The organism is Streptomyces sp. NPDC012888 (assembly GCF_042900645.1).
In the GTDB taxonomy this organism is placed as follows: domain Bacteria; phylum Actinomycetota; class Actinomycetes; order Streptomycetales; family Streptomycetaceae; genus Streptomyces.
Map to the genome: position 1 here is coordinate 116,132 of NZ_JBIBBM010000009.1, position 22,283 is coordinate 138,414.

19 protein-coding genes and 1 tRNA gene are annotated in these 22,283 nt (G+C 72.0%); 13 read left to right on the forward strand and 7 right to left on the reverse strand.

Features of this window, described 5'->3' with window-relative positions; genetic code table 11:
* The 4 genes from ACFY61_RS17860 to ACFY61_RS17875 form a co-directional block, all read right to left on the reverse strand.
* Window positions 1-834 (reverse strand): S-methyl-5'-thioadenosine phosphorylase, encoded by an 834-nt coding sequence (locus ACFY61_RS17860; RefSeq protein ID WP_389472984.1) that lies wholly within the window; start codon window positions 832-834, stop codon window positions 1-3.
* A 74-nt stretch (window positions 835-908) separates the two neighbouring features.
* Window positions 909-1,199 (reverse strand): FmdB family zinc ribbon protein, encoded by a 291-nt coding sequence (locus tag ACFY61_RS17865; RefSeq protein WP_389472987.1) that lies wholly within the window; start codon window positions 1,197-1,199, stop codon window positions 909-911.
* 67 nt (window positions 1,200-1,266) lie between these two features.
* Window positions 1,267-2,586 (reverse strand): MFS transporter, encoded by a 1,320-nt coding sequence (locus tag ACFY61_RS17870; RefSeq protein ID WP_389472989.1) that lies wholly within the window; start codon window positions 2,584-2,586, stop codon window positions 1,267-1,269.
* A gap of 445 nt (window positions 2,587-3,031) precedes the next feature.
* Complete coding sequence (locus ACFY61_RS17875; protein WP_389472992.1) at window positions 3,032-4,492, reverse strand: potassium/proton antiporter; 1,461 nt, start codon at window positions 4,490-4,492, stop codon at window positions 3,032-3,034.
* Window positions 4,493-4,749: 257 nt separating this feature from the next.
* On the opposite strand from ACFY61_RS17875, the gene ACFY61_RS17880 reads away from it, so the two are divergent.
* On the forward strand, window positions 4,750-7,551 hold the full coding sequence (locus ACFY61_RS17880; protein ID WP_389472993.1) for a penicillin acylase family protein: 2,802 nt from the start codon (window positions 4,750-4,752) through the stop codon (window positions 7,549-7,551).
* Here the strand turns inward: ACFY61_RS17880 and ACFY61_RS17885 are convergent.
* Window positions 7,541-8,176 carry a 5-formyltetrahydrofolate cyclo-ligase gene (locus ACFY61_RS17885; protein ID WP_389472994.1) on the reverse strand — a complete coding sequence of 212 codons (636 nt, stop codon included), beginning with the start codon at window positions 8,174-8,176 and terminating at the stop codon, window positions 7,541-7,543. The two genes, ACFY61_RS17880 and ACFY61_RS17885, sit on opposite strands and share 11 nt — an antisense overlap.
* 100 nt (window positions 8,177-8,276) lie before the next feature.
* Between ACFY61_RS17885 and galU the strand changes: the two genes are divergently transcribed.
* The 11 genes from galU to ACFY61_RS17940 all read left to right on the forward strand — a co-directional run bounded on the left by galU (window position 8,277) and on the right by ACFY61_RS17940 (window position 20,144).
* Window positions 8,277-9,179 (forward strand): UTP--glucose-1-phosphate uridylyltransferase GalU, encoded by a 903-nt coding sequence (galU, locus tag ACFY61_RS17890; RefSeq protein WP_389472997.1) that lies wholly within the window; start codon window positions 8,277-8,279, stop codon window positions 9,177-9,179.
* A 4-nt stretch (window positions 9,180-9,183) separates the two neighbouring features.
* Complete coding sequence (gene glp, locus ACFY61_RS17895; RefSeq protein WP_389473000.1) at window positions 9,184-10,527, forward strand: gephyrin-like molybdotransferase Glp; 1,344 nt, start codon at window positions 9,184-9,186, stop codon at window positions 10,525-10,527.
* A 74-nt stretch (window positions 10,528-10,601) separates the two neighbouring features.
* Window positions 10,602-11,081, forward strand: a complete 480-nt coding sequence (gene moaC, locus ACFY61_RS17900) for a cyclic pyranopterin monophosphate synthase MoaC (RefSeq protein ID WP_389473002.1) — start codon at window positions 10,602-10,604, stop codon at window positions 11,079-11,081.
* Window positions 11,078-11,680 (forward strand): molybdenum cofactor biosynthesis protein B, encoded by a 603-nt coding sequence (locus ACFY61_RS17905; protein WP_389473005.1) that lies wholly within the window; start codon window positions 11,078-11,080, stop codon window positions 11,678-11,680. Before moaC ends, ACFY61_RS17905 begins: the two co-directional genes overlap by 4 nt.
* A 17-nt stretch (window positions 11,681-11,697) precedes the next feature.
* On the forward strand, window positions 11,698-12,291 hold the full coding sequence (locus tag ACFY61_RS17910; protein ID WP_389473008.1) for a GNAT family N-acetyltransferase: 594 nt from the start codon (window positions 11,698-11,700) through the stop codon (window positions 12,289-12,291).
* Window positions 12,292-12,463: 172 nt separating this feature from the next.
* Complete coding sequence (locus ACFY61_RS17915) at window positions 12,464-13,489, forward strand: hypothetical protein (RefSeq protein WP_389473010.1); 1,026 nt, start codon at window positions 12,464-12,466, stop codon at window positions 13,487-13,489.
* Window positions 13,490-13,541: 52 nt separating this feature from the next.
* A tRNA-Ala gene (locus ACFY61_RS17920) sits at window positions 13,542-13,615 on the forward strand.
* Between the two features lie 627 nt (window positions 13,616-14,242).
* Window positions 14,243-15,529, forward strand: a complete 1,287-nt coding sequence (locus tag ACFY61_RS17925) for a hypothetical protein (RefSeq protein ID WP_389473011.1) — start codon at window positions 14,243-14,245, stop codon at window positions 15,527-15,529.
* Window positions 15,530-15,625: 96 nt separating this feature from the next.
* Window positions 15,626-16,885, forward strand: a complete 1,260-nt coding sequence (locus ACFY61_RS17930) for a hypothetical protein (RefSeq protein ID WP_389473013.1) — start codon at window positions 15,626-15,628, stop codon at window positions 16,883-16,885.
* A gap of 93 nt (window positions 16,886-16,978) precedes the next feature.
* On the forward strand, window positions 16,979-18,196 hold the full coding sequence (locus ACFY61_RS17935) for a M23 family metallopeptidase (protein ID WP_389473016.1): 1,218 nt from the start codon (window positions 16,979-16,981) through the stop codon (window positions 18,194-18,196).
* A 601-nt stretch (window positions 18,197-18,797) separates the two neighbouring features.
* On the forward strand, window positions 18,798-20,144 hold the full coding sequence (locus tag ACFY61_RS17940) for a CoA transferase (protein WP_389473241.1): 1,347 nt from the start codon (window positions 18,798-18,800) through the stop codon (window positions 20,142-20,144).
* Window positions 20,145-20,157: 13 nt separating this feature from the next.
* Here ACFY61_RS17940 and ACFY61_RS17945 read toward each other — a convergent pair whose 3' ends face one another.
* Window positions 20,158-20,655, reverse strand: a complete 498-nt coding sequence (locus ACFY61_RS17945) for a GNAT family N-acetyltransferase (protein ID WP_389473018.1) — start codon at window positions 20,653-20,655, stop codon at window positions 20,158-20,160.
* A gap of 107 nt (window positions 20,656-20,762) precedes the next feature.
* Here ACFY61_RS17945 and ACFY61_RS17950 point away from each other — a divergent pair, with 107 nt between their 5' ends.
* The gene (locus ACFY61_RS17950) at window positions 20,763-21,563 is read left to right on the forward strand and encodes an exodeoxyribonuclease III (RefSeq protein WP_389473021.1); all 801 of its coding nucleotides are present in this window, start codon (window positions 20,763-20,765) and stop codon (window positions 21,561-21,563) included.
* On the opposite strand, the gene ACFY61_RS17955 is transcribed toward ACFY61_RS17950, so the two are convergent.
* Complete coding sequence (locus tag ACFY61_RS17955) at window positions 21,548-22,222, reverse strand: MerR family transcriptional regulator (protein ID WP_389473024.1); 675 nt, start codon at window positions 22,220-22,222, stop codon at window positions 21,548-21,550. The two genes, ACFY61_RS17950 and ACFY61_RS17955, sit on opposite strands and share 16 nt — an antisense overlap.
* Window positions 22,223-22,283: the final 61 nt, after the last annotated feature.

A 22,283-nucleotide genomic window follows, 5' to 3' on the forward strand; every position in this document is an offset into this window, starting at 1 on the left:
CTACGGCAGTTCGATCCCCAGGTCCCAGCCGTCGTGGGCGTGCGTGCACAGGCAGTCCCGCGCCGCGGTCTCCGGCAGCGCCGCCACCGCGTCGAACAGCACCTCCCGAAGCCGCCCGATGTTCTCGCCGAACACCTTGAGCACCTCCGTGTGGGACACGCCCTCACCCGTCTCCGCACCCGCGTCCAGGTCCGTGACCAGCGCCATCGAGGTGTAGCAGAGCCCCAGCTCGCGGGCGAGGACCGCCTCCGGGTGCCCCGTCATGCCGACCACCGACCAGCCCATCGCGGCATGCCACCGGGACTCGGCGCGGGTCGAGAACCGCGGGCCCTCGACGACGACCATCGTGCCGCCGTCCACGGCCTCCCAGGAGCGGCCCCGGGCCGCCTCCAGCGCCGCGGCCCGGCCCACCGGGCAGTACGGGTCCGCGAAGGTCGTGTGCACCACGTTGGGGACGGTGCCGTCGGGCAGCGGGTGCCCGTCGAAGAAGGTCTGCGTACGGGCCTTCGTACGGTCGACCAGCTGGTCCGGCACCAGCAGCGTGCCCGGGCCGTACTCCGGCCGCAGCCCGCCCACCGCGCACGGGCCCAGCACCTGCCGCACGCCCACCGAGCGCAGCGCCCACAGGTTGGCCCGGTAGTTGATCCGGTGCGGCGGAAGGTGGTGCGCGCGCCCGTGGCGGGGCAGGAAGGCGACGCGGCGGCCGGCCAGTTCCCCGAGGTAGAGCGAGTCACTGGGAGCTCCGTAGGGAGTCTCGACCTGGACCTCGGAGACGTCCTCCAGGAAGGAGTAGAAGCCGGACCCGCCGATCACACCGATCTCTGCGTTCACCATGCGGCCAAGATTAGCCCGGACGTGCGAAAGCCCCCTCGCCCGCGGGCGAGGGGGCTCGTGCGCGCACGGGGCCGTCAGGCGGCCGGGCTGCTGCTCGGAGCGGAGGCCGGCGCGGACGCCGGGGCCGACGCCGTGGAGGTCGTCGAGGAGGCGGCCGGCTTGGAGGCCGGGGTGCTGCTGGAAGAGGCGCCGCGGCTGTCGTTCCGGTAGAACCCGGAACCCTTGAAGACGATGCCGACCGCGGAGAACACCTTCTTCAGGCGTCCCTGGCAGCTCGGGCACTCGGTCAGGGCGTCGTCCGTGAACTTCTGCACGGCCTCGAGGCCTTCACCGCACTCGGTGCACTGGTACTGGTAGGTCGGCACGATCTTCCTCCTGGCACTCTGACTCGATGAGTGCTAACGATGCTCCATGGTGACGTATTCCGGCGGATCAGTCCACCGTCACCGGCACTCGGTGACCCATGCCACGCTCGTTCACCCGCGTCACGGACGTGGTGATGATGCGGCTGGGCGCCTTGGGCGCCAGCTTGGCCCGCAGTGCCAGCAGGGTGGCCAGCGCCAGCGCGGTGGCGCCCATCGGCACCAGGAACCCGAAGGCGGAGCCGTGCGCGTCGGTCAGCCGGCCCGCCAGCGTCACCGCGCCGGCCTGGCCGAAGGCGACCGCGCCGGTCAGCCAGGTGAAGGCCTCGGTGCGGGAGGCGGCCGGGACCAGGCTCTCGATCATCGTGTAGCCGGTGATCAGGGCCGGGGCGATGCACAGGCCGACCACCAGGCCGAGGGTGCCGAGGACCACCGCGGAGTTCGCGGCCCACAGCACGGAGGCCGCGGCGGTGAGGCCGACGTAGCCCAGGATGAGCCGGCGGCGGGGGCCGATCTTCCAGGCGACGGCGCCCATGGTGATGCCGGCGATCATGTTGCCGGCGGCGAAGACGCCGTACAGCACGCCGTTGGCGCCAGGGTTGCCGATCTCGTTGGAGAACGCGGCCAGGGAGACCTGCATGCCGCCGAAGACGGCGCCGATGCCGATGAAGGCCACGATCAGGACCCGCAGGCCCGGGAAGGACAGGGCCGACGCGTGCTTCTCGCCGGTGGCCGAGGCCGCGGCGTGGACCTTGGGCTGGGTGGCGCGCTGCGCCGCGAACAGCAGGCCGCCGAGCAGCGTCAGCGCGGCTTCGGTGACCAGGCCCGCGGCCGGGTGCACTCCGGTGCACAGCGCGGTCGCCAGGACCGGTCCGACCACGAAGGTGAACTCGTCGGTGACGGACTCGAAGGCGGCGGCCGTCGGCAGCAGCGGGGAGCCCTCCAGGCGCGCGGCCCAGCGGGCCCGCACCATCGGCCCGACCTGCGGGACGCTCGCACCGGCCGGGACGGCGGCCAGCGCGAGCGCCCACAGCGGGGCGCCGGCCAGCGCGAGCGCGGTCAGTGCGCTCACGGCGGCGGCGTGCGTGAGGACCACGGGGACCAGGACGGCGGCCTGGCCACGGCGGTCGGTGAACTTGCCCATCACCGGGGCGGACAGCGCCATCGACACACCGGTGACGGCGGCCACGACACCGGCGTTCGCGTAGGAACCGGTGGTGTGCTGGACGAGCAGGAGGATGCTGAGGGTCAGCATTCCGAAGGGAAGACGTGCGGCGAACCCGGGGAGCAGGAAGCTCAGCGCGCCGGGCGTGCGCAGCAGTGCACCGTACCCGGGCCGGGCAGGGGCGGAGGAAGTCTCGGACTTGTCGGTCGCGACCGCGGATGCCACGGTCCTTGCCTTTCTACCACCTGGTAGAGCATCCCCGTCTGCGGGCGGTGCGTGGTGCCTCGTGGGCCGCACCCGTACGTATGGGAGCTCCGAGAGCTGTCCTCTTGCGCAGGACCGAGTGATACCAGGGGCGCCCACTGCGGAGGGTGCCACGGCCGCCGAGCGGTCGCGCCAGCTCTGCGTCAGGCAGAGTTGGTTCTGTTTGTGTTCCTTCACTGTACAGGCAAAAGCGCCGCCACGCCCTGTGATTCCGCCGACAACCCATGTCTTCACCTGGCATTAACCGGATCTTCGCCCTCCGTAACCATGGAAACCAGCGTGAAACGCGCCGTTTCCCTGGGGAAGCAAGACGTGAATCCGTCAGATGATCGTCCGGGCGGGCCCCAATGAGGATCGTGCGATCCGCCGCTGGCCGCGTACGGGTGCCCGTTCGATACTGCGCCGCTCAGTGCAGCGAGCCCCCGCCGGTGCCCAGCCAGCCGGCCAGCTTGCCGCCCCGGGCCACCGCCCGCAGTCGCGCCTCCGCCGCGTCCCGCACCGGGTCCGTGGCCACCACCAGCAGCTCGTCCTCGCGCCGCAGCACCGTCGACGGCAGTGGTACGAAGCTCTTGCCGTCCCGGACGACGAGGGTGACCGCGGCGCCGGCCGGCAGCCGCAGCTCGCTCACCTCGACACCGTGCATCCGCGAGCCGGCGGGAATGGCGAAGGAGAGCAGGTGCCCGCGCAGCCGCTCCAGCGGCGCCGACTCGATGCCGAGGTCGGCCGCGGCCTCGCCGGAATCCCGGATGTTCAGCTTCCGGGCCAGCCAGGGCAGGGTCGGGCCCTGCACCAGGGTGTAGACGACCACCAGCACGAAGACGATGTTGAAGACCCGGTCACTGCCCTCGATCCCGGACACCATCGGGATCGTGGCCAGGATGATCGGCACCGCGCCGCGCAGGCCGGCCCAGGACATCAGGGTCTTCTCCTGCCAGGGGAGCCGGAACGGGACCAGGCTCAGGAAGACCGACAGTGGTCGCGCCACCATGGTCAGCATCAGGCCGATGATCACCGCCGGCCAGAAGTCGTTGACCAGCTCGTGCGGGGTCACCAGCAGGCCGAGCAGGACGAACATGCCGATCTGCGCGATCCAGCCGACGCCGTCGGCGAAGCCCCGGGTGGCCGGCCAGTGCGGCAGCTTGGAGTTCCCCAGGACCATCGCGGCCAGGTAGACGGCGAGGAAGCCGGAGCCGTGCGCCATCGCGCCCGCCGCGTACGCCGAGACGGCGATGGCCATCACGGCGATCGGGTAGAGGCCGGAGGCGGGCAGTGCCACGTGCCGCAGCGCGTACGCGCCGAGGAAGCCCACGGTGAGGCCGATGGCCGCGCCGATGGCCAGCTCCATGGCGATCTTGCCGAGGAGGACGTACCACTCGTCGATCGGGCCGACCGTGGCGAAGGCCACCACCAGGATGACCACGGGGGCGTCGTTGAAGCCCGACTCCGCCTCCAGCACACCGGTCACCCGCGAGGGGAGCGGCACCTTGCGCAGCACCGAGAAGACCGCCGCCGCGTCCGTCGAGGAGACGACCGCTCCGATCAGCAGCGCCTGCCGCCACTCCAGCCCGACCAGGTAGTGCGCCCCGGCCGCGGTCACCCCCACGCTGATCGCGACGCCGAGCAGGGAGAGCACGACGGCGGCCGGGAGGGCCGGTCTGACCTCTTTCCACTTCGTGCCCAGGCCGCCCTCGGCCAGGATCACGACCAGTGCCGCGTATCCGATGACCTGGGTGAGCTCCGCGTTGTCGAAGACGACGTTGCCTATGCCGTCCTGGCCTATCGCGATGCCTATGCCGAGGTAGATGAGCAGGCTCGGCAGTCCGCTCCGCGAGGAGACCCGCACCGCGGCCACGGCGACGAGCAACACGAGCGAACAGACCAGCAGGAGCTCGTTGAGCTGGTGGACGGTCAGCGGACACCCCTCCTCGTGACGGCCGGACGGAGCTTCCGCCGGGACCCAAGTAATTCGTTACCTTACCTAATCTTTGACGCTTTCTTGACGCCCTACCCACATTGTGAAACGCCAGTTCGACGTAGTCCCTGACACCGCGTCCGAACGGGCGCGGTGCTGCGCCTATGGTTGCTCCCAGCACTCAGGACCACCCTGCCCCTCGAAGGACAGCGATGCCCGCCAACGAATCCGCCCCCTCCGTCAAGAAGAAGGGGCGACGCGCCCGTCTGATCGTGCTCACCCTGGTGCTGGCGCTCGTCGCGGGCCTCGGTTACGGGGCGTACTGGAGCGTGGACGGTGTGCGCTCCTCCCACCCGCAGACGACCGGCAGCCTCCAGCTCGCCGGCCTCAAGGGAACGGTCGAGGTCAAGCGCGACGCCCACGGGATCCCCCAGCTCTACGCCGACAACGACGAGGACCTCTTCCGCGCCCAGGGCTTCGTCCACGCCCAGGACCGCTTCTGGGAGATGGACGTCCGGCGGCACATGACCGCCGGCCGGCTCTCCGAGATGTTCGGCGGCGAGCAGGTCGAGACCGACGCGTTCCTGCGCACCCTCGGCTGGCGCCGGGTCGCGCAGACGGAGTACGACAAGAAGCTCTCCCCCGAGACCAAGCGGAACCTCCAGGCTTACGCCGACGGGGTCAACGCCTACCTCAAGGGCAAGTCCGGCAAGGACCTGTCCGTGGAGCACGCGGCCCTCGAGCTCGCCGAGGGCTACGCCCCCGAGCCCTGGGGTCCGGTGGACTCGGTGGCCTGGCTCAAGGCCATGGCCTGGGACCTGCGCGGCAACATGCAGGACGAGATCGACCGCGCGCTGATGTCGGGGAAGTTCACCAAGGAGCAGGTCGACGAGCTCTACCCGCCCTACCCGTTCGACCGGAACAAGCCGGTCGTCGAGGGCGGCAAGGTCGAGTCCGGCAAGTACGTCCCCCAGGGTGCGGCGGGTGCGGCGGGCGCGACGGCCTCCGGCAGCGGCACGGGCACCGGCACCGGCACCGGAACGGGCTCCGGCGCCACCTCCCCGGCCGGCGCCACGGAGGGCCTGCGCACCCAGCTCACCGCCCTGTCCGCCACCCTGGACGAGATCCCGGCCCTGCTCGGCCCCAACGGCAGCGGCATCGGCTCGAACTCCTGGGTCGTCTCCGGCCGGTACACCACCACCGGCAAGCCCCTGCTGGCCAACGACCCGCACCTGTCCCCGCAGCTGCCCTCGGTCTGGTACCAGATGGGCCTGCACTGCCGTAAGACCTCGCCCGACTGCAAGTACCAGGTGTCCGGCTTCACCTTCTCCGGCATGCCCGGCGTGGTCATCGGACACAACCAGGACATCGCCTGGGGCCTGACCAACCTGGGCGCCGACGTCACCGACCTCTACCTGGAGCAGGTCCGGCCGGACGGCTACGTCCGCGACAACAAGGTGCAGCCCTTCACCACCCGTGAAGAGGTCATCAAGGTCGCCGGCGGCGCCGACAAGAAGATCACCGTCCGGTCCACCGGCAACGGCCCGCTGGTCTCCGACCGCAGCGACGAGCTCGGCACCGTCGGCTCCCGCGCCCCCGTCGCCGCCTCCGCCCCCGACCGGGGCAACGGCTACGCGGTGGCCCTGCGCTGGACCGCCCTCGACCCGGGCAAGTCCATGGACGCCGTCTTCAAGCTCAACCAGGCCAAGGACTTCAAGGACTTCCGGGCCGCCGCCCGGGACTTCGAGGTCCCCTCGCAGAACATGATCTACGCGGACGGCAAGGGCGCCACGGGCAACATCGGCTACCAGGCCCCCGGCCGGATCCCGGTCCGCACCCAGCCCGACGCCGGCCGGATGCCCGCCCCCGGCTGGGACTCCAAGTACGCCTGGAAGGGCACGGCCGACAGCACCGCCGGCTGGATCCCGCAGGACGAGATGCCGTGGGACTACAACCCCAAGCGCGGCTACGTCGTCACCGCCAACCAGGCCGTGGTCGAGTCCGGCCAGGGCAAGTACCCGCACACGCTGACCACCGACTGGGGCTACGGCGCCCGCAGCCAGCGGATCAACGACCTCATCGAGGCGAAGATCAAGGACAGCGGCAAGATCTCCACCGACGACATGCGGACCATGCAGATGGACAACAGCAGCGAGATCGCCGCGCTGCTGACGCCCGTGCTGACCCGCATCCAGGTCTCCGACCCCGACGTCCGGGCCGCCCAGAAGCTGCTCGACGGCTGGAACTACACGCAGGAGCCCGACTCGGCCGCCGCCGCCTACTTCAACGCGGTCTGGCGCAACATCCTCAAGCTGGCCTTCGGCGACAAGATGCCCAAGGAACTGCGGCTCGAAGGCGAGTGCCGGTACGTCCGCGACGACTCCTCCGGCCCGGTCGACGACCTCGCCGAGACGGTCCGCGAGTGCGGCATGCGCGACTCCGAGTCGGCCCAGCCGGACGGCGGGGACCGCTGGTTCGAGGTGGTCCGCCGCCTGGTCAAGGACGAGAAGTCGGCCTGGTGGACCTCGCCCGCCGCCCGCAACCAGAAGGCGACCACCACCCGCGACGAGCTCTTCGCCCGGGCCATGAAGGACGCCCAGTGGGAGCTGACCGCCAAGCTCGGCAAGGACCGCTCCACCTGGAGCTGGGGCCGGCTGCACCAGCTGATGCTGCGCAACCAGACCCTCGGCACCGGGGGCCCCGGCTACCTCCAGTGGCTGCTCAACCGCGGCCCCTGGAACCTCGGCGGCGGCGAGGCCACCGTCAACGCCACCGGCTGGAACGCGGCGAGCGGCTACGCCGTCACCTGGGTCCCGTCGATGCGGATGGTCGTCAACCTCAACGACCTGGACAAGTCGCGCTGGATCAACCTGACCGGCGCGTCCGGCCACGCCTACCACGGCCACTACACGGACCAGACGGAGCTCTGGGCCAAGGGCGAGCTGCTGGACTGGCCGTTCAGCCCGGACGCGGTGAACGGCGCGACCGAGGACACGCTCACCCTCACGCCGTAACCGAAGCCGTGGCCCCGGCCGGGTCCGCCCGGCCGAAGCGGCGGACCCCGGACGGGGTCGCCACCGCCTGCACGGGGTGGTCGTGCGGTTCCTCCGGGACCCGTGCGACCACCTCGTCGTCGTAGAGGAGCACAACCAGCGCCGGATGCGCCCCGGCCCGTTCCAGCCGCGCCAGCACCCGGTCGTAACTGCCGCCGCCGCGGCCGAGCCGCATCCCCCGGCCGTCCACCGCGAGGCCGGGCAGCAGCACCGCGTCCGCACCGGTCACCGCGTCCGGCCCGAGGCGCGGACCGGACGGCTCCAGCAGCCGCATCTTCCCCGGGTGCGCCGTTTCGGCGAGGCTCCCGGGCCCCTCGTACGGGCCCCAGTCGAGGTCGTTGTCGGGCAGCAGCACCGGCAGCAGCACTCGCTTCCCGGCCCGGCGCAGTCCGTCGAGCAGGTCCCGGGTACCCGGCTCGGTCCCCACGGACACGTACGCCGCCACCGTGCGCGCACCGGCCAGTTCGGGCAGCTCCAGGGCGCGTCGGGCGATGGACGCGGCCGCCGCCGCGGCGGCGTCGGGCGACAACGCCCGCCGGTTCGCCAGCAGTTCGCGGCGGAGAGCGGACTTGTCGGAAGAACTCATTGTCACGGTTGGTGCACAGTCCTCTCGGCAAAGGGGCAAAACTGGACGGAATTACCAGAACAAACGATCGGGTGTCCGTTCACCCACTATCGTTCTGCGCATGACTCAGTTGCACCCCGTGATCAAAAAGGCCGTCATCCCGGCCGCGGGCCTCGGCACTCGCTTCCTCCCGGCGACCAAGGCCACCCCCAAGGAAATGCTCCCCGTCGTGGACAAGCCGGCCATCCAGTACGTGGTGGAAGAGGCCGTCTCGGCCGGGCTCGACGACGTTCTCATGATCACAGGACGTAACAAGCGCGCTCTCGAAGACCACTTCGACCGCAACTACGAGCTGGAGTCGGCGCTCTCCGCCAAGGGCGACGACGACCGCCTCAAGCGCGTCCAGGAGTCCAGCGACCTCGCCACCATGCACTACGTGCGCCAGGGCGACCCGCGCGGCCTCGGCCACGCCGTCCTCTGCGCCGCCCCGCACGTCGGCGACGAGCCCTTCGCGGTCCTCCTCGGCGACGACCTCATCGACCCGCGCGACCCCCTGCTGCGCCAGATGACCGAGGTCCAGCAGCGCACCGGCGGCTCCGTCATCGCCCTGATGGAGGTCCCGGCCGAGAACATCCACCTCTACGGCTGCGCCGCCGTCGAGGCCACCGACGAGACGGACGTCGTCCGGATCACCGACCTGGTGGAGAAGCCGGACCCGGCCGACGCGCCGAGCAATTACGCGATCATCGGACGGTACGTCCTCAACCCCGCGATCTTCGACATACTGCGGGAGACCGAGCCGGGCCGCGGCGGGGAGATCCAGCTCACCGACGCCCTGCAGAAGCTGGCCGCCGACGAGACCGTCGGCGGCCCGGTGCACGGCGTGGTCTTCCGGGGCCGCCGCTACGACACCGGAGACCGCGGCGACTACCTCCGGGCGATCGTCCGCCTCGCGTGCGAGCGTGAGGACCTGGGCCCGGAGTTCCGCACCTGGCTTCACCGTTACGTCACGGAGGAGATGTAGCACCTTGAGCAGCACCGCACCGCAGGACACCGGCCGTCAGCAGCAGCGACTGTGGTCGGTGGACGAGCACCTGGCCGACGTCCTGGCCACTGTCCGGCCGCTGGAGCCCATCGAGCTCCAGCTGCTGGAGGCCCAGGGATGCGTCCTGGTCGAGGACGTCACCGTGCCCGTCGCCCTGCCGCCCTTCGACAACAGCTCCATGGACGGCTACGCCGTCCGGGTGGCCGACGTCCAGGGTGCGAGCGAGGAGTTCCCCGCGGTGTTGACGGTGGTCGGTGACGTGGCGGCGGGCAGCGGCGAGCTGCCCGCCGTGGGTCCCGGCCAGGCCGCACGGATCATGACCGGCGCCCCGCTGCCCCCCGGCGCGGAGGCCGTCGTACCGGTCGAGTGGACCGACGGCGGCAGCGGCGGCGGCGCGGCCTCCGGGATGACCCCGGCCAGCGCGGCCCCCCAGGGAGCCGGCGGCGAGGTCCGGGTCCACCGGGCCGCCGAGGCCCGCGCCCACGTCCGGGCGCGCGGCAGCGACGTACAGGCCGGCGACCTGGCGCTGGCCGCCGGGACCGTCCTCGGGCCCCCGCAGATCGCCCTGCTCGCGGCCATCGGCCGCGGCACGGTCCGGGTGCGCCCCCGCCCGCGCGTGGTGGTCCTCTCCACCGGCAGCGAGCTCGTCCAGCCCGGCGAGGCCCTGACCTCCGGCACCATCTACGACTCCAACAGCTTCGCCCTGGCCGCCGCCGCCCGGGACGCGGGCGCCATCGCCTACCGGGTGGGCGCGGTCGCCGACGACGCGGACACCCTGCGCGCCACCATCGAGGACCAGCTGATCCGTGCCGACCTGCTGGTCACCACCGGCGGGGTCAGCGTCGGCGCCTACGACGTGGTCAAGGAGGCCCTTTCGCCCTCCGGCACCGACGAGGACGGCGACCCGGCCGGCACCGGCGTCGACTTCCGCAAGCTCGCCATGCAGCCCGGCAAGCCCCAGGGCTTCGGCTCGGTCGGCCCCGACCGCACCCCCCTGCTGGCCCTGCCCGGCAACCCCGTGTCCTCGTACGTCTCCTTCGAGCTGTTCGTACGGCCCGCCATCCGCGCCCTCATGGGCCTACCGGACGTCTCCCGGCCCGTCGTCCGCGCCACCCTGAAGGCGGACCGGCCGCTCGGCTCGCCCGCGGCCCGCCGGCAGTTCCTGCGCGGCGCCTACGACCCCGCGTCAGGCACGGTCAGCCCGGTCGGCGGCTCCGGCTCGCACCTCATCGCCGCCCTGGCCCACGCCGACTCGCTGATCGTCGTACCGGAGGACGTCACCACGGTGGAACCGGGCACCGAGCTGGACGTGGTCCTGCTCGGCTGAGCGGGGCCCGGTACCGGTAGCGTGTTACGCACCACACAGGCCCTCGCCAGGGCCCAGAGCGGAGCGGCACAGCGATGAGTACCCAGAGCAGGCTCACCCACATCGACGAGGCCGGGGCGGCCCGGATGGTCGACGTCTCGGAGAAGGACGTCACCACCCGCACGGCGCGGGCCAGCGGCCGGGTCCTGGTCTCGGCCCGGGTGATCGAGCTGCTGCGCGGCGAGGGCGTGCCCAAGGGCGACGCCCTCGCCACCGCGCGGATCGCGGGGATCATGGGAGCGAAGAAGACCCCGGACCTGATCCCGCTGTGCCACCCGCTCGCGGTCTCCGGCGTGAAGGTGGACCTGACGGTCGCCGACGACGCGGTCGAGATCCTCGCCACCGTCAAGACCACCGACCGCACCGGCGTGGAGATGGAGGCGCTCACCGCGGTCGCCGTGGCCGGTCTCACCGTCATCGACATGGTCAAGGCGGTCGACAAGGGCGCGGTCATCACCGACGTCCGGGTCGAGGAGAAGACCGGCGGCAAGTCCGGCGACTGGGCCCGCTCGTGAGCCCGCGCGGCGGCGAGGTCCACAGCCACGCCCACCCCGCGCCGCCGGCCGGCGAGGCCTGGGAGCCGCGCACCGCACCGGCCGCGCCCGAACCGCGGCCCCTGCGCGCCCTGGTCGTCACCGCCTCCAACCGCGCCTCCCAGGGCGTCTACGCCGACAAGGGCGGCCCCGTGCTGGCCGAGGGCCTGCGGCAGCTCGGCTTCGCGGTCGACGGCCCCCGGGTGGTCCCGGACGGCGACCCCGTGGAGCAGGCGCTGCGCGAGGGCGTGGCCGCCGGGTACGACGTCGTCCTCACCACCGGCGGCACCGGCATCTCGCCCACCGACCGCACTCCCGACGCCACCGCCAAGGTGATCGACTATGAGATCCCCGGCATCCCGCAGGCGATCCGCGCCGAGAACCTCGCGAAGGTCCCGACGGCGGCCCTCTCCCGCGGCCTGGCGGGCGTGGCCGGCCACACCCTGATCGTGAACCTGCCGGGCTCCACGGGCGGGGTCAAGGACGGCCTGGCGGTCCTCTCCCGCATCCTGCTGCACGCGGTGGACCAGATCCGGGGCGGCGACCACCCCAGACCGCCGGTGACCGGGAGCCAGAGCTGAACGGACCCTCCTGGCCGGTGGTGCTCCACGACGGTGACGTCACGCTCCGGCCGATAAAGCTGCGCGACCAGCGGGACTGGCGCGAGGTGAACCGCCGCAACCGCGAGTGGCTGCGGCCCTGGGAGGCGACGATCCCGCCGCCCGCGCCGTGGGGACCGGTGATCCAGCGGCCCACGTACCGGCAGATGGTCCGCCACCTGCGGGCCGAGGCGAACGCGGGCCGGATGCTGCCTTTCGTCGTCGAGTACCAGGGCCGGCTGGCCGGGCAGCTGACGGTCGCCGGGATCACCTGGGGCTCGATGTGCGCCGGGCACGTCGGGTACTGGGTGGACCGCGAGGTCGCGGGCCGGGGCGTCATGCCCACCGCGGTGGCGCTGGCGGTGGACCACTGCTTCCACAAGGTGGGTCTGCACCGGATCGAGGTGTGCATCCGCCCGGAGAACGCGCCCAGCCGCCGGGTGGTGGAGAAGCTCGGCTTCCGCGAGGAGGGCCTGCGCCCCCGCTACCTGCACATCGACGGGGCCTGGCGCGACCACCTGGTGTACGCGCTCACCGCCGAGGAAGTCCCGGAAGGCATGCTGAACCGCTGGCACCGCAGCCGGGCGCGGTGAAAGACAGAAACCCGAGAACCCGAAACTTCGAATAATCGTTCGAATTCTGTCGGGTCGGCCCCATAACCTGATCAGAAGAATCACAAAAAAAGTCCGTGATATCAGCCAGATCGTGCGACACACCGGCCCAATTGGCCGATGCCCCAGGCCGTACACCTCTACGGTGTGAGGTGTGAGCAGCAGCGGCCTCATCTACGCAGTCATCGTCGGGGCCTGGGCCGCCTACTTGGTGCCCATGTGGCTCCGGAGGCAGGACGAGCTGAACGAAGCCCGTCCGACGGAACGCTTCTCCACCGCCATCCGGCTTCTTTCCGGACGCGCGGGAATGGAGCGCCGTTACGCCAGGAGCCTGCGTGAGCGGGGCGAGCAGGCGGAACCCCACGCGGATCCGGACGCCGCGACGGAGACGGTCGATTCCGTCGAAGCCGACGCCCGGTCCTCCGGCATGTCCCCGACCCGCGCCGAGCCCAGGGCCGTCACCGCCGAGCGGATCGAGCGCAACCGGCGCGAGCAGCGCCTCGCGGTCCTCGCCCGGCGCCGGCGCACCACCGCGATGCTCTTCCTGGCCTTCACCCTCGGCGCCGTCGTCGCCGGCGTCGGCGGGATGCGCTTCCTGTGGGCCCCCGCCGTGCCGGCCGTGCTGCTGAGCGCGTACATCGTCCACCTGCGGGTCCAGGAGCGGCGCCGGTTCGTGTTCACCATGGACCGCCGCCGCGCCGAGGCCGCCGCCCGCAGCCTGCGCGAGAACCGGCCGCCGCGGCACCGCGAGCCCGAGGCCGCGGGCGCCGACCCGGACCCCGCGCCACCCGTCTCCCCGCAGGAGGCGGGCCGCTGGGCGCTGGTGGAGCAGACCGACCACGCCGAATGGGTGGACCAGCAGAAGGAGCGCGAGCGCGGCCCGGCCCGCGGCGACAGCTGGGAGCCGGTCCCGGTCCCGCTGCCGACGTACGTCACGGCGCCGGTCGCCCCGCGCGCCACCGGCTCCCCGGCGCCCGACGCCTGGAGCCCTGCCCGCTCCAGCACGGCCGAGCCCACCGACCCGCGCCTGCGCGCCCAGCATGCCGGTGACACCGCGCGGCCCGCGCAGCCCGCCCACGACACCCGCCCGCCGACCCCGCGCCGCCCCCGCGAACGCGGCCGGACCCCACTGTTCGACCAGTTCGAATCCGACGAGCGGCCGCGCGCGGCCAACGAGTGATCATCGGTTTTGGACCAGCGGCGACGGGGTGCTAATGTTTCACACGTCGCAAGGGCCTGTGGCGCAGTCTGGTAGCGCACCTCGTTCGCATCGAGGGGGTCTGGGGTTCAAATCCCCACAGGTCCACAGACGGCAGTTCTTGAGTAGCTCTCAAGAATCGTCACGAGATCCCGTTCCGCCGGAAGGCGGAGCGGGATCTCTGCGTTTCCGGGCATGCGCGAGCTCCGGCACCGGCGCGATCCAGCAGCCGCTCGTCATGGCAGCGACAACCGGGAGCCGCGTCCGGAGCCGTCCGGATCGACGGCGCCCCCGGCGACCCTGGCGACCCTGGTGCCCCTGGCGACCCTCGCGCCCCGACCCTGGCCGGCCCGGTCGGTCCGAGCGGCACCGCACCCGTCGGCCGGAACCCGCCTCACCAGACGCGGCCATGAACGTTGAAGTGAATCTGTACTGAAAAATCAAGCCAGGTGCCGGGCTCGCGAGCGCACCCCATCCTTGCGAAACTCCCCCCGCATATCCCCGCAAGTTGGTGCAAAGTGCCGCGCGGGTGGCTGGTAATCGCCCTCGGTCGCCCGGCCCGCTGTTTTCAATAAAGATTGACAACGTTCAAGCCATGCAGCGATGCTCACCGCACCTGACCTGGTGTCACGCCAGCAACTCGAGCCCCGCTCCCACCCATTGGGCGGGCCGCGGACGGGCTCCGCCAGGTCGGACACGACTCACGTCACGCATTCGTCTTCATGGGGGGATTTCATGTCGAACAAGCATGCCCTGAACAGCGGGTTGGCCGGTGCTGCCGCCGCCGGGCTGGTTGTCGGCCTTCTGGCTGCGGCGCCGGCCCACGCGGACGAGCCCGCGAAGGGCCCGTCCGCCGCTTCCGTCGCGGCCAGCGACAAGGGCGGTGCCGGCCAGGGAGCGTCCGTCGCGCCGAACCGGCTCTCCGTCGCCGCCACCGCGATCACCCGCAGCGAGGTGATCAAGCGGGCCTCCTCCTGGGTCGGGCTCGGGCTCCAGTACAGCTGGGACAACACCTACCAGGGCTACCGGACCGACTGCTCCGGCTTCGCCTCGATGGCATGGAAGCTCGCCACCCCCGGGCTGGACACCACCAGCTTCGTCCCCAGCGGTGTCGCGTCCTGGATAGGCAAGGGTGAGCTGAAGCCCGGCGACGCCCTGCTCAACGACGCGGCCGGGGCCCGCGGTCACATCGTCATCTTCGGCGGCTGGACCGACTCCTCTCAGACCTCGTACAAGGGTTACGAGTTCACCGCCAGCGGCGTGCACCACCGCACGATTCCGTACCCCTACTACTCCGGCTACGGCACCTACCGGCCGGTCCGCAACAACAGCATCGTCGACGACGGCGCGTCTGCGGGTGGGGATGTTCCGGTTGCGGGGAACTGGGATGGCGGGAAGGCCGGGAACGTCGGTATCTGGCGTGACGGCATGTTCCACCTGCGCAACGACGACGGTTCCACCACGTACGTGGACTGGGGTGGCGGCAGTGACGTGCCGGTGTCCGCGAACTGGGACGGGGCGGGTCCTGACAACGTCGGTATCTTCCGGCCGTCGACGGGTCAGTTCCACCTGCGGATGGATGACGGGAGCCTGGTGCTGCTCGACTGGGGTGGCGGCAGTGACATCCCGGTGGCGGGGAACTGGGACGGTGGGGCGGCGGGCAACGTCGGTATCTGGCGCAACGGCACGTTCCACCTGCGCAACGACGACGGCAGCCCGACGTATGTCGAGTGGGGCCAGGCCGGTGACCGTCCCGTCTCCGGTAACTGGGACGGTGCCGGTCCGGACAACGTCGGCGTCTTCCGGCCTTCGACCGGCCAGTTCCACCTGCGGATGGACGACGGCAGCCTGGTCGTCCTGGACTGGGGCGGCGGCAACGACATACCGGTGTCGGGGAACTGGGACGGCGGCAACGACAACCCGGCCGCGAACATCGGCATCTGGCGTCCCTCCCAGGCCCGTTTCCACCTCCGCAACGACGACGGCACCCCCACCTACATCGACTGGGGCCAGCCCAGGTAGGCAGCCCTCCCCCGGGGGCGCGGACGCCGCGCCCCCGGGCCACCCTGCCTGACCAGCCATCAGCGACCACCAAGGAACGGGACCAGGAACCTCACCGTGAACCGAATACCGCGCCGGCACATCGCCGCCCTCGCCACCACCACCGCTCTCGCCGCCGGCCTCCTCACCTCGACCTCCGCCGCCCATGCGAGCGGCGTCGACCTCTCCAACCCGGCCGCCGTCACCCTCGCCCCGGACTACTCCTGCGGAACGGTGACCGACTCCGACCGCACCGTCGCCGGCCAGCTCAGCAGCCAGCTCACCGGGACGCTGCACGGCTACCTGACCGCGTACCGGGTCTCCTGCGCCCGGGCCATCATCCAGACCGTCCGGGCTCGCGACCTCCCGCAGCGGGCCGCCGTGATCGCCGTGACCACCGCCATCGTCGAGACCACCCTGCGCAACAACCCCAACATGGAGGACCACGACAGCGTGGGTCTCTTCCAGCAGCGGGCCAGCTGGGGTTCCTTCGATCAGCGCATGGACCCGACCTGGGCGACGAACGCCTTCCTGAACCCGATGCTGAGGGTGAGCAACTGGGAGAGCAGGCCGATCGGCGAGGTCTGCCAAGCGGTCCAGCGATCCGCGTACCCCAGTCGGTACGAGACTCAGGTCGCCGACGCCCAGCGCATCGTCAGCGCCCTCTGGAAGGGCGGGGATGTTCCGGTTGCGGGGAACTGGGACGGGGGGAAGGCCGGGAACGTCGGTATCTGGCGTAACGGCATGTTCCACCTGCGCAACGACGACGGTTCCACCACGTACGTGGACTGGGGTGGCGGCAGTGACGTGCCGGTGTCCGCGAACTGGGACGGGGCGGGTCCGGACAACGTCGGTATCTTCCGGCCGTCGACGGGCCAGTTCCACCTGCGGATGGATGACGGGAGCCTGGTGCTGCTCGACTGGGGTGGCGGCAGTGACATCCCGGTGGCGGGGAACTGGGACGGTGGGGCGGCGGGCAACGTCGGTATCTGGCGCAACGGCACGTTCCACCTGCGCAACGACGACGGCAGCCCGACGTATGTCGACTGGGGCCAGGCCGGTGACCGTCCCGTCTCCGGCAACTGGGACGGTGCCGGTCCGGACAACGTCGGTATCTTCCGGCCTTCGACCGGCCAGTTCCACCTGCGGATGGACGACGGAAGCCTGGTCGTCCTGGACTGGGGCGGCGGCAACGACGTACCGGTGTCGGGGAACTGGGACGGCGGCAACGACAACCCGGCCGCCAACATCGGCATCTGGCGTCCCTCCCAGGCCCGTTTCCACCTCCGCAACGACGACGGCACCCCCACCTACATCGACTGGGGCCAGCCCAGGTAACACCACCCAACGCCCACCCGGCGCGCCCACCAGCGGCGCGCCGGGCACGGCGGTGCAGCCGCGCCTACCTCAGCCGAATCCGGAGGAATCCGCATGTCCATCACCGTCGCCCGTCGCGCCCTGACATCCGTGGCCGCGCTGGCTCTGACCGCCTCCGGGCTGGTCGCCCTCGCCGCGTCACCCTCGTACGCGGCGGGTCCCGCTTACCAGATGCCCTTCAGCTGCGGCCAGTCATGGTTCGGCACCACCCGCAGCGGGCACAGCCCGTCCGAACTGGCCATCGACTGGACGCGCAGTGCGGGGACCGTCAACCAGCCCGTACTGGCCAGCGCCGAAGGCACTGTCACGATCGCGACGGCCCTGACCAATCCCGACGGTTCGTACCGCAGCTACGGCAAGTACGTCGTGATCGACCACGGGGGCGGCTGGAAGACGCTCTACGCCCACCTCAACGGCTTCAACGTCACCGCCGGCACACGCGTCGCACGCGGACAGCAGATCGGGATCGTCGGCAACACGGGGAACTCCACCGGGGCGCACCTCCACTACGAGCAGCAGTACGGCGGTTCGGTCAGCCGGTCCGTCTTCGACGGAACCCCCTTCACCATGGGATCGACGCTCGCCAGCCAGAACTGCGGGGACGACGGCGGGGATGTTCCGGTTGCGGGTAACTGGGACGGGGGGAAGGCCGGGAACGTCGGTATCTGGCGTGACGGCATGTTCCACCTGCGCAACGACGACGGTTCGACCACGTACGTGGACTGGGGTGGCGGCAGCGACGTGCCGGTGTCCGCGAACTGGGACGGGGCGGGTCCGGACAACGTCGGTATCTTCCGGCCGTCGACCGGCCAGTTCCACCTGCGCATGGATGACGGGAGCCTGGTGCTGCTCGACTGGGGTGGCGGCAGTGACATCCCGGTGGCGGGGAACTGGGACGGTGGGGCGGCGGGCAACGTCGGTATCTGGCGCAACGGCACGTTCCACCTGCGCAACGACGACGGCAGCCCGACGTATGTCGAGTGGGGCCAGGCCGGTGACCGTCCCGTCTCCGGTAACTGGGACGGTGCCGGTCCGGACAACGTCGGTATCTTCCGGCCTTCGACCGGCCAGTTCCACCTGCGGATGGACGACGGCAGCCTGGTCGTCCTGGACTGGGGCGGCGGCAACGACATACCGGTGTCGGGGAACTGGGACGGCGGCAACGACAACCCGGCCGCGAACATCGGGATCTGGCGTCCCTCCCAGGCCCGTTTCCACCTCCGCAACGACGACGGCACCCCCACCTACATCGACTGGGGCCAGCCCAGGTAACCCCACCCCCAATCGAGGACCGTGGGTCCGGGAACTGCCGTCCTCCCGGGCCCACGGCTTCTCCAGGGCGTGGCACCCGCCCCGGCGCCAGAGTGCCGGCAGCCGGCGTGAGGAGCAGGAGATGACCGAAGAGCAAGTGCTCGGTCAGCGGATCGAGTACCTCTTCACCTACGTGCAGCCGCTGGGCAGGCGCTACACGCTGCAGGAGGTCGTCGACGGCATCAAGGAGGCCGCCGGTGCGAACGACCCGAAGCTCTCCGTCGGCCGACTGTGGTCGCTGGCCAAGGGCAAGGCGTCCAATCCGACCATCGGCACGCTGCGCGTCCTCGGAGACTTCTTCGGCGTGCCGCTCGCCTACTTCCTCGACGACGAAGTGGCGGCCCGCGTAGCGGCACAGCTGGCGCTCATCGCGGCCATGCGTGCCGACGACGTGCGCTCGGTGGCCCTGCGCGCGGCCACCGTGGCGACGATGTCCACGCAGGGCATCGAGGCGGTGCGCTCCCTCGTCGAGCGGGGTGGCGCCGTCGACGGCGGGCAGGGACCGGGCGGGATCCGCTGCTTCCCGCTGCTTCCCGGTCGGCAGAATGGATGCATGACGATCATGGGGTGTGACGGGGCGACCGCGCAGGCCTGGCGGGCGCTCGGCGGGGCGGAGGGCCAGGCCGCGCGGGTACGGTTCCGGGGTGGCGCCGGGAGCCCCCTGGACGGAGGTGCGCTGCCGGTACGGGAGCTGGCCCGGGCGGCCGTCGGGGTGTGCTCGCTGGCCGCCGCGGAGCTGGAGGCGGCGCGCGGCGGGCCGGGTGGGCCGGCGGAGCTGTGGGTGGACGAAGGGGCCGTCGCCACCGCGTTCGTCAGCGAGCGGCACCTGCTGGTGGAGGGCCGGGCCCCGGTGGTCTTCGCGCCGCTCTCCGGGTTCTGGCGGGCCGCGGACGGCTGGGTGCGGACCCACGCCAACTACCCCCACCACCGCGCCGCGCTGCTACGGGCGTTGGCGCCGGCGGGGGAGTCCCCCGAGGAGTTGGCGGCGGCGGTGGCCGGGCGGCCGGCCGCCGAGGTGCAGGAACTCGTCCACGCCGCGGGCGGGCTGGCGGTCGCCGTGGCCACCGGCTACGGGGCCCCGCGGCCGCTGGTGGAGACCCGGACGGGCCGGCCGCGGCCGCGCCCCCTGCCGGCCGCGCCGGCGGGGCTGCCCATGGCCGGCGTACGGGTGCTCGACCTGACCCGGGTGATCGCCGGACCGGTGGCCACCCGCACGCTCGCCCTGCTCGGCGCCGACGTGCTCCGGATCGACCCGCCGGGGCTGCCGGAGGCCGACGACGCCCACGCCGACACCGGCTTCGGGAAGCGGTCGGCCCGGCTGGACCTCGCTCGGGCGGCGGACCGCGAGGTGTTCGAGGGGCTGCTGGCCGGCGCGGACGTGGTGGTGAGCGGCTACCGGCCCGGGGCGCTCGCGGCCCTGGGGCTGAGCGCCGACGAGCTGACGGCCCGCCGCCCCGGGCTGGTCGTGGCGGAGCTGTGCGCCTGGGGCTGGTCGGGGGAGTGGGCCGGCCGACGGGGCTTCGACTCGCTGGTGCAGGCCGGGTACGGGATCTCCGCCGCCTACGCCTCGCCCGACGGCGTGCCCGGGGTGCTGCCGGCGCAGGCGCTGGACCACGGCACGGGCTACCTGGCGGCGGCCGGGGTGATGCGGGCGCTGGCCGGGGGCGGCGGACGGTCGCTGCGGTTCTCGCTGGCCGGGACGGCGTCCTGGCTGGTGCGGGAGGTGCCGCGGGACGCGGGGGCCGCCGGAGGCCCGGGGTACGCGCCCGGGCCCTGGCTGCGGGAGGCGGCCTCCGGCTACGGCCGGCTCCGGTACGCGGCACCGCCGCTGGCCTTCGGGCCGGGCGACTGGGCCCGCGGCCCGTCCCGCTGGGGCACGGACCGCGCGGCGTGGGCGGAACGGGGCTGAGCTTCCGGGCCGGTCAGCGCGGGTCCAGCGGCTTGGCCATGCAGCGGCTGGAGTCGTACTCGCGGTAGTAGCCGAACTTGGGGCACATCTCGTAGCCCGCGGAGAGGTACAGGGCGATGGCCTCCGGCTGCTGGTCGCCGGTCTCCAGGACCATGCGGGTGCGGCCGGCGGCCGTGGCGTCGGCCTCCAGCTCGGCGAGTATCCGCCGGGCGAGGCCCACGCCCCGGGCGCGGGGTATGACGTACATGCGCTTTATCTCGGCGTCGCCGTCCGAATAGCCCTCGTCGTTGCGGTCCTGGCTGCGCCAGCCACCGCTGCCGACCGGTGCGCCGTCGGCGTCGTAGGCGAGGAGGTAGCGGCCGCGCGGCGGCTCGAACATCGCCGGGTCCAGCCAGGTCGCGTCACCCTCGCCCTGGTAACGCTGCTGGTACTCGATCTGGACCTCGTCGTTGAGCTTGACCGCGTCGGGGTGGTCGTACGTCACCGTGCGCAGTTCGATCCCGTCAGACATCCGGCCATCGTACGACCGGCCGGGCTGTCCGGGATGTGGCGGATCACACCGGAGCGGGCCGCGGCCGAGTACGCTGCTGGGCGTTTGTGCCGATCTGGGGAGCTTTCTTGATCACCGTGACCTCCGTCAACGTGAACGGCATCCGCGCCGCCGCGAAGAAGGGCTTCGTGCCGTGGCTGGCCGGGACCGACGCCGATGTGATCTGCCTGCAGGAGGTCAGGGCCGAGGAGACGCAGATCCCGGACGAGGTGCGGGCCCCGGAAGGCTGGCACACCGTCTTCGCGCCCGCGGCCGCCAAGGGGCGGGCCGGGGTGGCGCTGTTCAGCCGGCGGGAGCCGGAGCGGGTGCAGGTCGGCTTCGGCAGCGAGGAGTTCGACGGCAGCGGCCGGTACCTGGAGATCGACCTGCCGGGCGTGACCGTGGCGAGCCTCTACCTGCCGTCCGGCGAGGCCGGTACGGAGAAGCAGGACGAGAAGTACCGCTTCATGGCCGAGTTCCGGACCTACCTGGAGCAGCTCCGGGTCAGGGCCGCCGCGGACGGCCGCGAGGTGCTGGTCTGCGGTGACTGGAACATCTGCCACCGGGAGGCCGACCTCAAGAACTGGAGGACCAACCGGAAGAGCGCCGGCTTCCTGCCCGAGGAGCGCGAGTGGCTCGGCGGGGTCTACGCCGACGCCGGGTACGTCGACGTGGTGCGGCAGCTGCACCCGGAGCAGGAGGGCCCGTACTCCTGGTGGTCCTACCGTGGCCGGGCCTTCGACAACGACGCCGGCTGGCGCATCGACCTGCACGTGGCGACGCCGGGTCTGGCCGCCAGGGCGGTGAAGGGCTTCGTGGAGCGGGCGGAGACGCACCCGGAGCGGTGGTCCGACCACGCGCCGGTCACCGTGGTCTACGAGCTGGGCTGACCCCGCGAGGCGAGCAGCCGGTCCATGGCCATGGACAGCTCCGCCTCGACGACGCTCTTGGCGAGCGGCCGCAGCCGGGCGGTCGCCCCGGGGTCCGGCACGTGCTCGGCGATCAGGCCGGCGAACAGGGCCGCCAGGGCGTCCGCGTGCTCGCGCACCCGGGCGCCGGCCTCCAGTACGGCGGCCAGCGGGACCCCTTCGCGGACCAGGGCCGAGGAGACGTCGAGCAGGCGGCGGCTGACGTGGACGATCTCGTCGCCGTCGGCGGCGAGGTAGCCGAGGTCCATGGAGGCGGCCAGGTTCTCCGCGGTGACCTCGCCCTCGAAGTAGTCGGCCAGGGCCTGTGGGGTGAGACGCACCGGGGTCTCCTCCGACCAGCCCATCCCGAGCAGCTCGCTGAGCTGGCCCACGTCCCGCCCGTTCTCGAACGCCGCGGTCAGCTCGGCTATGCCGCCGAGGGTGTGGCCGCGCTCCAGCAGGGCCGCGATGGTGCGCAGCCGGGCCAGGTGGTGGTCGTCGTACCAGGCGATGCGGCCCTGGCGGCGGGGCGGGGGGAGCAGCTTGCGCTCGCGGTAGAACCGCAGGGTGCGGACGGGGATGCCGGCCGCCTCGGCCAGCTCCTCCGTCCGGTATTCGCGTACCGTCTGTTCGTCCGCCACGGTCGCAGCCTATGGCGTACCGGGGGTAACTTTCCCGGCACGACCCCTACCCATGAGTACG